Here is a 13,117-nt window from a genome sequence, read left to right on the forward strand (position 1 = left end):
TTATTCAATTGGTCTGTATTGTAACTAGGTTTATCACTAAATCAAGCTATTTGAAGAGAAATACAACTGTTTGGGTGTTGTATAGTCAAGCCTCACGAGCAATTAGTATTGGTCAGCTTCATGTATCGCTACACTTCCACATCCAACCTATCAACGTCCTAGTCTTGAACGGCTCTTTAGGTGACATAAAGTCACAGGGAAATCTAATCTTGAGGTAGGCTTCCCGCTTAGATGCTTTCAGCGGTTATCCCTTCCGAACATAGCTACCCGGCGATGCGACTGGCGTCACAACCGGTACACCAGAGGTTCGTCCACTCTGGTCCTCTCGTACTAGGAGCAGATCCTCTCAAATTTCCAACGCCCATGGTAGATAGGGACCGAACTGTCTCACGACGTTCTAAACCCAGCTCGCGTACCTCTTTAAATGGCGAACAGCCATACCCTTGGGACCTGCTTCAGCCCCAGGATGAGATGAGCCGACATCGAGGTGCCAAACACCGCCGTCGATATGAACTCTTGGGCGGTATCAGCCTGTTATCCCCAGAGTACCTTTTATCCGTTGAGCGATGGCCCTTCCATACAGAACCACCGGATCACTAAGACCTACTTTCGTACCTGCTCGACTTGTTGGTCTCGCAGTTAAGCGCGCTTTTGCCTTTATACTCTACGCGTGATTTCCGACCACGCTGAGCGCACCTTCGTACTCCTCCGTTACTCTTTAGGAGGAGACCGCCCCAGTCAAACTACCCACCAGACATGGTCCTCGACCCAGATTATGGGTCAGAGTTAGAACCTCAACATTACCAGGGTGGTATTTCAAGGATGGCTCCATAGTAACTGGCGTTACTACTTCAAAGCCTCCCACCTATCCTACACAAGTAAGGTCAAAGTTCAATGTCAAGCTGCAGTAAAGGTTCACGGGGTCTTTCCGTCTAGCCACGGGTACACGGCATCTTCACCGCGATTTCGATTTCACTGAGCCTCTGCTGGAGACAGCGCCGCCATCATTATGCCATTCGTGCAGGTCGGAACTTACCCGACAAGGAATTTCGCTACCTTAGGACCGTTATAGTTACGGCCGCCGTTTACTGGGGCTTCGATCAAGAGCTTCGCTTACGCTAACCCCATCAATTAACCTTCCAGCACCGGGCAGGCATCACACCCTATACGTCCACTTTCGTGTTTGCAGAGTGCTATGTTTTTAATAAACAGTTGCAGCGGCCTGGTTTCTGCGGCTGCCGACAGCTCAGGAAGCAAGTTCCATCACCATCAGCAGCGTACCTTCTCCCGAAGTTACGGTACCATTTTGCCTAGTTCCTTCAGCAGAGTTCTCTCAAGCGCCTTGGTCTACTCGACCTGACCACCTGTGTCGGTTTCGGGTACGATTCCTGTGTAACTGAAGCTTAGAGACTTTTCTTGGAAGCATGGTATCAGCCACTTCGTAGGTAAACCTACTTGCTATCGACTCTCAGCATAGAGCACCCCGGATTTGCCTAAGATGCATGCCTACTGTCTTCCACCTGGACAACCAACGCCAGGCTGACTTAACCTTCTCCGTCCTCTCATCGCATTACACAGAAGTAATGGAATATTAACCATTTTCCCATCGACTACGCCTTTCGGCCTCGCCTTAGGGGTCGACTCACCCAGCCCCGATTAACGTTGGACTGGAACCCTTGGTCTTTCGGCGAACGGGTTTTTCACCCGTTTTATCGTTACTCACGTCAGCATTCGCACTTCTGATACCTCCAGCATGCTTCTCAACACACCTTCATCGGCTTACAGAACGCTCCCCTACCACTTACGCTAATGCGTAAATCCGCAGCTTCGGCACATAGTTTTAGCCCCGTTACATCTTCCGCGCAGGCCGACTCGACTAGTGAGCTATTACGCTTTCTTTAAAGGGTGGCTGCTTCTAAGCCAACCTCCTAGCTGTCTATGCCTTCCCACATCGTTTCCCACTTAACTATGATTTTGGGGCCTTAGCTGGCGGTCTGGATTGTTTTCCTCTTGACTACGGACGTTAGCACCCGCAGTCTGTCTCCCGGATAGTACTCATAGGTATTCGGAGTTTGCATCGGTTTGGTAAGTCGGGATGACCCCCTAGCCGAAACAGTGCTCTACCCCCTATGGTATTCGTCCGAGGCGCTACCTAAATAGCTTTCGGGGAGAACCAGCTATCACCAGGCTTGATTAGCCTTTCACCCCTATCCACAAGTCATCCCCTGGCTTTTCAACGACAGTGGGTTCGGTCCTCCAGTTAGTGTTACCCAACCTTCAACCTGCTCATGGATAGATCGCCTGGTTTCGGGTCTATACCCAGCAACTAAACGCCCTATTAAGACTCGATTTCTCTACGGCTCCCTATACGGTTAACCTCGCTACTGAATATAAGTCGCTGACCCATTATACAAAAGGTACGCAGTCACATAACAAAGTATGCTCCCACTGCTTGTATGCATGCGGTTTCAGGATCTATTTCACTCCCCTCACAGGGGTTCTTTTCGCCTTTCCCTCACGGTACTGGTTCACTATCGGTCAGTCAGGAGTATTTAGCCTTGGAGGATGGTCCCCCCATATTCAGACAAGGTTTCACGTGCCTCGCCCTACTCGATATCATTATCTAAGCCCTTTCGTGTACGGGACTATCACCCTTTATAGTCACACTTCCCAGAGTGTTCCACTAAAACTTAGATAACTTAATGGGCTGATCCGCGTTCGCTCGCCGCTACTGACGGAATCTCAATTGATTTCTTTTCCTAAGGGTACTGAGATGTTTCACTTCCCCTCGTTCGCCTCAACAACCTATGTATTCAGTTATTGATACCTACCTTATGGTAAGTGGGTTCCCCCATTCAGAAATCTCCGGATCATAGGATATTTGCCGCCTCCCCGAAGCTTATCGCAGGCTATTACGTCTTTCATCGCCTCTGACTGCCAAGGCATCCACCACATGCACTTAATTACTTGACTATACAACCCCAAACAGTCGCTTACGCGAACTTCAAGGTGTACAGCTTCAATCTCATACCAAAACGCTTGATTCAGTTAATTTGCTAGTTCTCATCTCATTTCAATTTGTCTCAATCTAAATTAATTAAAATTTCAATTAAAACGCTTCAAAATGTATGAGTGAACAATTTATTTCAGACTCAAATTGAATAATCTGTTAATGATTTTACATGCCTTCGTCAGGTCATGTACCGTGATTACTCACAGAGGTTAATATCAAGGTCGCATATCTTACACAATCTTTCTACTAAGCTCTATAAGCAAATAAGCTGTTTGCTTATTTATTAGCTTAATCTTAATTAAATTGAAATATCAATCGAACTAAAATCATGGTGGAGACTAGGAGAGTCGAACTCCTGACCTCCTGCGTGCAAAGCAGGCGCTCTACCAACTAAGCTAAGTCCCCAGCTTAAAATCATTTGTGAATTGTACATTATCTTTCGTCTTTGGTGGGTCTGACAAGACTTGAACTTGTGACCCCACGCTTATCAAGCGTGTGCTCTAACCAACTGAGCTACAGACCCTCAGATAATATACCGAAGAACAACTTGTTGTGGATTCTTACCAAGTCTCACCTTTTCGTTAAGGAGGTGATCCAGCCGCAGGTTCCCCTACGGCTACCTTGTTACGACTTCACCCCAGTCATTGGCCACACCGTGGTAAACGTCCTCCCGAGGGTTAGACTATCTACTTCTGGTGCAACAAACTCCCATGGTGTGACGGGCGGTGTGTACAAGGCCCGGGAACGTATTCACCGCGGCATTCTGATCCGCGATTACTAGCGATTCCGACTTCATGGAGTCGAGTTGCAGACTCCAATCCGGACTACGATCGGCTTTTTGAGATTAGCATCACATCGCTGTGTAGCAACCCTCTGTACCGACCATTGTAGCACGTGTGTAGCCCTGGCCGTAAGGGCCATGATGACTTGACGTCGTCCCCGCCTTCCTCCAGTTTGTCACTGGCAGTATCCTTAAAGTTCCCATCCGAAATGCTGGCAAGTAAGGAAAAGGGTTGCGCTCGTTGCGGGACTTAACCCAACATCTCACGACACGAGCTGACGACAGCCATGCAGCACCTGTATCTAAGTTCCCGAAGGCACCAATCTATCTCTAGAAAGTTCTTAGTATGTCAAGGCCAGGTAAGGTTCTTCGCGTTGCATCGAATTAAACCACATGCTCCACCGCTTGTGCGGGCCCCCGTCAATTCATTTGAGTTTTAGTCTTGCGACCGTACTCCCCAGGCGGTCTACTTATCGCGTTAGCTGCGCCACTAAGTCCTCAAAGGACCCAACGGCTAGTAGACATCGTTTACGGCATGGACTACCAGGGTATCTAATCCTGTTTGCTCCCCATGCTTTCGCACCTCAGTGTCAGTATTAGGCCAGAAGGCTGCCTTCGCCATCGGTATTCCTCCAGATCTCTACGCATTTCACCGCTACACCTGGAATTCTACCTTCCTCTCCTATACTCTAGCCATCCAGTATCGAATGCAATTCCCAAGTTAAGCTCGGGGATTTCACATTTGACTTAAATGGCCACCTACGCGCGCTTTACGCCCAGTAATTCCGATTAACGCTTGCACCCTCTGTATTACCGCGGCTGCTGGCACAGAGTTAGCCGGTGCTTATTCTGCGAGTAACGTCCACTTAGCCTAGATATTAGCTAGGTAAGCCTCCTCCTCGCTTAAAGTGCTTTACAACCATAAGGCCTTCTTCACACACGCGGCATGGCTGGATCAGGCTTGCGCCCATTGTCCAATATTCCCCACTGCTGCCTCCCGTAGGAGTCTGGGCCGTGTCTCAGTCCCAGTGTGGCGGATCATCCTCTCAAACCCGCTACAGATCGTCGCCTTGGTAGGCCTTTACCCCACCAACTAGCTAATCCGACTTAGGCTCATCTATTAGCGCAAGGTCCGAAGATCCCCTGCTTTCCCCCGTAGGGCGTATGCGGTATTAGCGCTCCTTTCGGAACGTTGTCCCCCACTAATAGGCAGATTCCTAAGTATTACTCACCCGTCCGCCGCTAGGTCCAGTAGCAAGCTACCTTCCCCGCTCGACTTGCATGTGTTAAGCCTGCCGCCAGCGTTCAATCTGAGCCATGATCAAACTCTTCAGTTAAAATCATTAATTCCTTAAGGGAATCAATCTGGCTCATTAATCACTAGCAAAAATATTCGCTCTCAAATAAATTTTCGAGTAAATTTCTACTTTTAATCAATGAATCTTAAATATATTCAGTGATCACTCAGTAAAAATCCACACAAGTTGTTCTTCAATTCTATTAATGATTCGCATCACTGATTCGTCATCAGCAAGCTAGGTCGGCTATATTACTCTCTTTTTAAAGAAAGTCAACTGCAATCTGAAAGTTTTTTATCCCCTTCATCAAACTCTAACCTCAATCAATCTAAGAACTAAATCTCAAACCAATCAACTAAGTTATTGTTTATCAAGAAGTTTCTTTCAACATCACCGCCGATGGATACGCATTATAGACCAATCAATTCCAAACACAACCCCCTAAGCCATTTTATTTCTATTTTATTTGTCAACGGAACAATAGTTGATCATTTTTTGAAAAAAAGTGTATTTTTGGTGATTATCTCATCACTTTTTAGTAAGATTTCAATAATTATATAACATGAGTCTTATATGTATTTTTTAAAATTTAAAAAAATATGCCTATGCTTATGTTTATTGATCATCTCACTTCCAAGTTTTGCAATTTCAATGAAAAGTTTTTATGAACTTACTTTATCTATTTTAAGCTATGTCCAATGGGATACAGAGGATCATATTTTTTGTGTGATCAATAGTGAAGAATTAGCTAAAAACTTCAACCAAACTGCGAAGCAAAATAAGTACAGTTATAAAATTATTTCTTTTAGTCATACAATACCTCTAAATATAGGCTGCAATATTGTATTTTTCTCATCAGATACACCTATCCAATCTCAAAATACTATTTTGAGGCAACTAAAATATAGTCCACTATCTTTTACGATGAATGATCATGATTGTGATACAGCCATCACCTTTTGCTTATACCGAAGAAAAGATGATTTTACATTTAACATTAATTTAGATGCACTCAGTCATTCAAAGTATCATTTAGACTCACGGGTTCTTCTACTAGTTAAGGAAAATAACTAGTTATGAGTCATAAAACTGCGTCCTTAAAACAACTCTTTCATAGATCACAAATATGTGTCATTACTTTTATACTGGTTATTGGCACGTTTACATTCATTGCAATCTCAACGTTTACAATGAATACTTATGTACAGCAAAACCTTTCTTTACTCGGCCATACACTGAGTGAGCGCCTCCAGCCCGCAATTTTATTTAAAGATAGCTTAATGCTTAGGCAAGTAACAAAGGAGTATACCGAAGGCCACTCCATACGGATTATTTACGTTTTTGATGAAAAGAATAATTTATTAGAAAGCAATGCTTCAAATCCGAAACATTTTTCAGACGTTGAACAAATATTTAATAAATGGTTTCTTAGTGATCCTTCTAGTTTTCCAATTTATCATCAAAATAAAGTAATTGGAAAAATACAGATTTATGGGAGTTCAGAGAAAGCTCTTGATTTCTTATTTACTATTTTTATTGGTATTTTGATATGTATGTTACTTATGGCATTGACACTTTGGATCTCGACAAAGTTAACCTATAAGTTCATTATACGCTCAATTACACCACTCACTCAAATTGCTCAACTTGTCAGCACTCAAAAAGCATATAACTTAAGATTTCCAAACACTTCTATTCGTGAATTACAAGATCTTAATTCAACCTTTAATGAACTTTTATCAGAAATAGAAGTTTCTCATACTCAATTGAAAGATGAAAATAAACAATTATCTTTAGAAGCAAAACACGATCCCTTAACTAAACTCCCTAACCGCGCTTATTTCCATCAGAGATTATTAAATATTTTTAATTCTCCCTATCATCGTAGTAATTCTGCTCTATTTTTTATTGATAATAATAATTTTAAAGAGATCAATGATAAATATGGTCATCTTGCTGGAGATAATGTACTTATTGAAATGTCAAATCGATTAAAGAATCGATTACGAGATAGTGACTTTATAGCAAGGTTAGGTGGTGATGAGTTCGCAATTATTTTAAAATCTGTTCCGCCACAATATATAGACAAAATATCTCAAGATTTGCTTCAAACCTCAGATTTGCCATTAATTTTTAATGGCGAACAAATATATTTTAGTTTTAGTGTCGGTATTTCATTATCTTTGTATGCAAGTAGTCCTGAAGATTGGATTAATCGAGCAGATCAAGCAATGTATAAAGCAAAAAGTCTTCACGTTAATAAAAGTTTATCTATTTCATTATGATTAAAAAGACCTATACCTCACTACTACTTATCTTGCCTGCCTTATTGTGTGGCTGTTTACATACTGGTGGTGTAAGCATGAAACAAGCACACCTGCTAAAACAAGAAGGATTTAAGCTAGATCACCACAATGAATGGGCACTTGGACTTCCAAGACGACTTTTATTCAACTTTGATGATGCAAAGCCATCTAAAATAGATTCTGAAAATGTAAAGGAACTCGCTTATAAATTAAAACAATACAACTTAAATAAACTCAAAATTATTGGTCACGCAGACGATATAGGAAGCGAAAGTTATAATATAGATTTATCTAAACAACGTGCGGATAATATTGCTTCTATTTTTTATAAGAATGGATTCAAAAAGGAAAATATTCGTACTTTAGGAAAAGGATCAAGCCAACCTATTTCTTTTACAAAAGATCATTACAGCAGAGTGAACAATCGTCGTGTCACAATTGTAATTGTTCCGAATTCTTTTTAGTACCTAGGATTTTTAAACAAAAAAAAACCGCTTAACGCGGATCTTTTTATTGGTCGGAGCAGTAGGATTCGAACCTACGACCCCCTGGTCCCAAACCAGGTGCACTACCAGGCTGTGCTATGCTCCGTAAATTGGGGTGAATGATGGGGCTCGAACCCACGACAACCGGAATCACAATCCGGGGCTCTACCAACTGAGCTACATCCACCGTAGTGCTTTAGTTCTACTTACCAGACAACTAATGGCGCGCCTGACAGGATTCGAACCTGTGACCATCCGCTTAGAAGGCGGATGCTCTATCCAACTGAGCTACAGGCGCATGATCGATGATACTAATATCATGCGATAATCTCGCCGATTTTTGGTCGGAGCAGTAGGATTCGAACCTACGACCCCCTGGTCCCAAACCAGGTGCACTACCAGGCTGTGCTATGCTCCGCTTAATCTCAGCTTTTTTGTATCACACATCGTGCGGTACGGTGTGCATTCTAGGCGTGAAGTTGTTTTAGGTCAAGCCCTATATTTAAAAAAAAACAACTTTATTTAATCAAAAGTCTATTTATTCATCACTTTACTTTAAAAAGTATTATTTTTATACGTTTTCAATGACTTATTTCTTTTTAATTAAAAAAACCAGCAAATTAAGCTGGTTTTTTATCAGGAAGTCTTATGAACGATAGTCTGCATTGATCTTCACATAGTCATAAGATAAATCGCAGGTATAAACTGTGTCTGTTGCTTCACCACGACCTAAATCTACACGAATCGTAATTTCAGTTTTTGACATAGCCTCAACGCCAGCTTCCTCTGTATATGTCGATGCAAGGCCGCCATCTTGGCAGATTTGTACCTCATCTAGCCAAACTTGTACATTTTCTACATTTAGGTTTTCTACATTTGCATAGCCAATCGCGCATAATATTCTTCCCCAGTTAGGATCAGAGGCAAATAATGCAGTTTTTACAAGTGGGGATTGAGCAATACTATATGCCACATTACAGCACTCATCTGTATTTACACCTCCCTCTACTTTTACTGTAATAAACTTTGTTGCACCCTCACCATCTCTTACAATCAATTGAGCTAAGCGTTTCATAACTCTAAATAGAACTTCTTTAAGTACTAAATATCTAGGATCTTGCTCATGTTCAATTGTTTTACCACCAGCTTGGCCTGTTGCAGCAAAAATACATGAATCATTTGTCGAGGTATCTCCATCAATCGTAATCCGATTGAATGACTGATCTGCTGACTCTTTAAGTAACTTATTCACGAGATTCTGATGAATAGGGGCATCCGTAACAACAAAACTGAGCATTGTAGCCATATTGGGACGGATCATACCCGCACCTTTGCTAATTCCTGTCATAACATAAGGAATGCCATCTAACTCAAAAGTTTCTGATGCGCCTTTAGGTGTAGTATCAGTTGTCATAATACCTTTTGCTGCATCACCCCATGCATCTTCTTTACCTAATAGCGCTTTAGGTACAGCATCTACTATACGTTCGATTGGTAATTGCTCACCAATCACTCCTGTTGAAAACGGAAGTACTTGATTGGGCTGAACATGACTAGCTTCTGCTATGGCATTACACATTTTTAAGGCATTTTCCATGCCTGTTTTGCCTGTTCCTGCATTTGCATTTCCAGTATTGATAATGAGATAACGAATATCTCCAGTTTGCAAATTTTTCTTACTTACATGAACAGGTGCCGCACAAAATGCATTTTGTGTAAAAACACCAGCAACATTTGTGCCTTCTACAAACTCGAAAATAACCAAATCACGTCGATTGGGGTAACGTACATGTGCTTCTGTCACACCTATTTTAACCCCTTTTACCACATGCATTTGTGGCATTGCGATATCACCAACAGCCATCGGATATTCCATTTATAATTAATAAGAGCTTCTAGCTTATGCAATCTATTTTTAAAAATCGAGTACTTCATATATAAAAAAACCAGTGATCACACTGGTTTTTATAAAACTACTTAGCTTTAAGGCATATCTGCCAATACTTTAGCTGCTTTTTCTTGACTCTCAGTAGAAATTGCAGGGTTCACTGCAATAATACGGTCAGCATTAGTACTATTTGCAGCAGCAATTGCATCGGTTTGGAGGATAATAGAGCGACCTTCAGTATTTCCCAAAGTATAGCTAATACCAGTACGTGGGCTAATAATAGTAAGTGAATTCCCTTTTGATGATACCTCAGCTTGTTGAGGGCCAAGAGCGGCTTTTACATTGCTTACAGATGTCGTGAAAGGCTCTGTATTTGCTGTTGTAGTCGCTAATGCCAGAGTTGGCATAAGAAATGCTGAAAGAATAAAGGTTTGTTTTATTTTGTTCATAGTTTTACCAATAGCTATCTATTTTTACCATACTTTTAGAAAAGTTTACTGCAAATTGAATATCTATCCTATGTTTGACTGCAAAAAAAAGCAGAACTCTTGTTCTGCTTTTGTAAAATCTTAAATTTTACCGTGACACTGTTTGTATTTAAGACCAGAACCACATGGGCATGGTGCATTACGACTCATCGGCGGTATTACGTCTGACTCTTCTTTCTGAGTAGATAGTTGCTCTTCTGAGGCAGTCACTGTACCTGTCAAACCATCGACATCATCATGTTCAAAAGATAGATTCATTGATTCGGCATGCTGAAGCTGTTGTGCTTCCAAAGCAGCAGCTTCTTCAGGTGATGGAACATGTACTGTTGAAAGATCATTAACAACATCGTTCTTCACAACACCAAGCATATTGACAAATAGATTGAATGCTTCTTTTTTATACTCTTGTTCAGGATTTTTCTGAGCATATCCACGTAAATGAATACCCTGTCTTAAGTAATCCATAGCTGCAAGATGATCTTTCCAGTGGCGATCTAAAGCATTTAACGTAAAATGACGCTCAAGCATCGCTGCTGATTCTTCACCCATTTGTGCACGACGGTCGCGATATCGTGTTACAACGGCATCCGTAATTCTAGCAACTAAGCCTTCTTCATCTAAACGGCGATCTTCATCTAACCATTGCTGAATTGGAAGTTCAATTCCTAAATCTGTTTTTAATGCTGTTTCAAGTCCTGCCACATCCCATTGATCATGAATAGATTCAGGTGGGATAAAGTTAGCGATAAAACCTTGCAAGACCTCATCATGCATTTCTTCAATATAATTTTGTAATGAACTTTCAGCTAAGATTTCATCACGCTGTGAATAGATAATCTTACGTTGTTCATTGTTTACATCATCATATTTGAGAAGATTCTTACGAATATCAAAGTTGCGCGCTTCGACTTTACGTTGAGCATTTTCAATAGAACGACTTACCATTTTATGTTCAATCGCTTCGTCTTCTTTTAAGCCCATTGCTCTCATCATACCAATGACTCGATCGCCTGCGAAAATACGCATTAAGTCATCTTCTAGAGAAAGATAAAAACGTGAAACGCCAGGGTCTCCTTGACGTCCCGCACGACCACGCAATTGGTTATCAATACGGCGAGATTCATGACGCTCAGAACCAATAATATGTAAACCACCTGCATTCAGGACAGTCTCATGATCATGTTGCCATTCTTGTTTTAATCGTTGCTCATCTGCTTCTGTTGGATTTTCAATTTTTGCAAGCTTCGCTTTCCAGTTACCCCCCAGAAGGATATCTGTACCTCGTCCTGCCATATTTGTCGCAATTGTGACCGAGCCAGGACTTCCTGCTTGAGCAATAATATCTGCTTCACGCTCATGTTGTTTGGCATTTAGTACCTCATGAGAGATACCTGCTTGCGTAAGTTTATGTGCAAGGACTTCACTGGCTTCAATCGTTGCAGTACCTACAAGAATTGGGGCACGTGTTTCTTGTATACGCTTAATTTCAGCAACAATCGCATCATACTTTCCATTTCTATTTAAGAAAATTAGATCATTATGATCTTTACGCACCATAGGACGATGTGTAGGAATAAGTACAACATCTAATCCATAAATTTCTTTCATCTCTGAAGCTTCGGTATCTGCTGTACCAGTCATTCCAGATAGTTTTTTATATAAACGGAAATAGTTTTGGAAAGTTGTTGTCGCGAGTGTTTGGTTTTCTGGTTGAATTTCTAGATTTTCTTTTGCTTCTACAGCTTGGTGTAATCCTTCAGACCAACGGCGACCTGGCATTGTACGGCCTGTATGCTCATCTACAATAACGACTTCACCATCGTGAATAATATAATGCACATCTCTTTGGAAAAGAAAATGAGCACGAATCGCAGCAGAAACGTGATGAACTAGATTTAAGTTGGTCGCAGAATAAAGGCTATCGCCTTCTTCAAGTAATCCTAAAGCAATCAGTTCACGCTCTACCGCTTCATAACCGACTTCTGTCATTTCTACTGAGCGTTGTTTTTCATCAATCCAAAAGTGCCCACCATCTGCAACTTTTTCCTCTTTTTGAGGATGAAGCTTTGGTGCGATTGCATTAATTGCTGCATATAATTGAGAAGAGTCTTCACTTTGTCCCGAAATAATAAGCGGTGTACGTGCTTCATCAATTAAAATTGAATCGACTTCATCGATAATTGCGTAAGATAAACCACGTTGCTTTTTCTCAGCAAGTGAAAAGACCATGTTATCTCGAAGATAGTCGAAACCAAATTCATTGTTTGTACCATAGGTGATATCTGCTTGATAAGCCAGACCTTTTTCATCAGGTGCCTGCATCGAATAAATCGTACCTACTGTTAAGTCTAAAAACTCAAACAATGGTCTATTTAGTTCAGCATCACGTTGTGCCAAGTAGTCATTGACTGTAATAACATGTACACCTTCACCACTCAATGCATTTAAATAACAGGCAAGTGTTCCCATAAGGGTTTTACCTTCACCTGTACGCATTTCCGCGATCTTTCCTTCATGTAAAGTGATACCGCCAATCAACTGTACATCGTAATGGCGCATACCCATAATGCGCTTACCTGCCTCACGACAAACTGCAAAGGCTTCAGGAAGTAATGCATCTAAACTGGTGCCTGATTGATAACGCTCTTTAAACTCTTGAGTCTTTGCAGATAATTCGGTATCGCTAAGCGCAGATATCGTCGGTTCAAGCGCATTTATTTTATCTACAATTTTACGCATGCGTTTGAGCTCGCGCTCATTTTTAGTACCGAAGATACCTCCGATCAGACTTCCCAACATGAATAAGCTCTCTAATTTTTGCTAGTCAAAAATGAAATAAATTTTAATTACCAGTTATT

5 protein-coding genes, 6 tRNA genes and 2 rRNA genes are annotated in these 13,117 nt (G+C 41.4%); 2 read left to right on the plus strand and 11 right to left on the minus strand.

Features of this window, described 5'->3' with window-relative positions; translation table 11 throughout:
- Nucleotides 1-81: 81 nt before the first annotated feature.
- The 4 genes from OZX61_RS09785 to OZX61_RS09800 all read right to left on the minus strand — a co-directional run bounded on the left by OZX61_RS09785 (nucleotide 82) and on the right by OZX61_RS09800 (nucleotide 5,131).
- Nucleotides 82-2,973, minus strand: a 23S ribosomal RNA gene (locus OZX61_RS09785).
- Between the two features lie 369 nt (nucleotides 2,974-3,342).
- A tRNA-Ala gene (locus OZX61_RS09790) sits at nucleotides 3,343-3,418 on the minus strand.
- Between the two features lie 41 nt (nucleotides 3,419-3,459).
- A tRNA-Ile gene (locus OZX61_RS09795) sits at nucleotides 3,460-3,536 on the minus strand.
- Between the two features lie 59 nt (nucleotides 3,537-3,595).
- A 16S ribosomal RNA gene (locus OZX61_RS09800) occupies nucleotides 3,596-5,131 on the minus strand.
- The 16S and 23S rRNA genes sit together here with 2 tRNA genes alongside, the layout of an rRNA operon.
- A 1,037-nt stretch (nucleotides 5,132-6,168) precedes the next feature.
- Between OZX61_RS09800 and OZX61_RS09805 the strand changes: the two genes are divergently transcribed.
- Nucleotides 6,169-7,377, plus strand: a complete 1,209-nt coding sequence (locus tag OZX61_RS09805) for a diguanylate cyclase (protein WP_195772888.1) — start codon at nucleotides 6,169-6,171, stop codon at nucleotides 7,375-7,377.
- Nucleotides 7,378-7,454: 77 nt separating this feature from the next.
- Nucleotides 7,455-7,862, plus strand: coding sequence for an OmpA family protein (locus OZX61_RS09810; protein WP_277094687.1), 408 nt, complete (start codon nucleotides 7,455-7,457; stop codon nucleotides 7,860-7,862).
- 50 nt (nucleotides 7,863-7,912) lie between these two features.
- On the opposite strand, the gene OZX61_RS09815 is transcribed toward OZX61_RS09810, so the two are convergent.
- From OZX61_RS09815 to secA, 7 genes are all read right to left on the minus strand, one after another.
- A tRNA-Pro gene (locus OZX61_RS09815) sits at nucleotides 7,913-7,989 on the minus strand.
- A 5-nt stretch (nucleotides 7,990-7,994) separates the two neighbouring features.
- A tRNA-His gene (locus OZX61_RS09820) sits at nucleotides 7,995-8,070 on the minus strand.
- Nucleotides 8,071-8,104: 34 nt separating this feature from the next.
- A tRNA-Arg gene (locus tag OZX61_RS09825) sits at nucleotides 8,105-8,181 on the minus strand.
- A gap of 43 nt (nucleotides 8,182-8,224) precedes the next feature.
- Nucleotides 8,225-8,301 (minus strand) — tRNA-Pro (locus OZX61_RS09830).
- A gap of 228 nt (nucleotides 8,302-8,529) precedes the next feature.
- Nucleotides 8,530-9,747 (minus strand): bifunctional glutamate N-acetyltransferase/amino-acid acetyltransferase ArgJ, encoded by a 1,218-nt coding sequence (gene argJ, locus OZX61_RS09835; protein WP_277094688.1) that lies wholly within the window; start codon nucleotides 9,745-9,747, stop codon nucleotides 8,530-8,532.
- A 119-nt stretch (nucleotides 9,748-9,866) separates the two neighbouring features.
- A complete protein-coding gene (locus OZX61_RS09840; RefSeq protein ID WP_228284819.1) occupies nucleotides 9,867-10,178 on the minus strand; it encodes a hypothetical protein in 312 nt (103 codons plus the stop codon).
- A 162-nt stretch (nucleotides 10,179-10,340) separates the two neighbouring features.
- Complete coding sequence (gene secA, locus OZX61_RS09845) at nucleotides 10,341-13,058, minus strand: preprotein translocase subunit SecA (RefSeq protein ID WP_277094689.1); 2,718 nt, start codon at nucleotides 13,056-13,058, stop codon at nucleotides 10,341-10,343.
- Nucleotides 13,059-13,117: the final 59 nt, after the last annotated feature.

The organism is Acinetobacter sp. ESL0695, from assembly GCF_029392135.1.
Classification (GTDB): Bacteria; Pseudomonadota; Gammaproteobacteria; order Pseudomonadales; family Moraxellaceae; genus Acinetobacter; species Acinetobacter pollinis.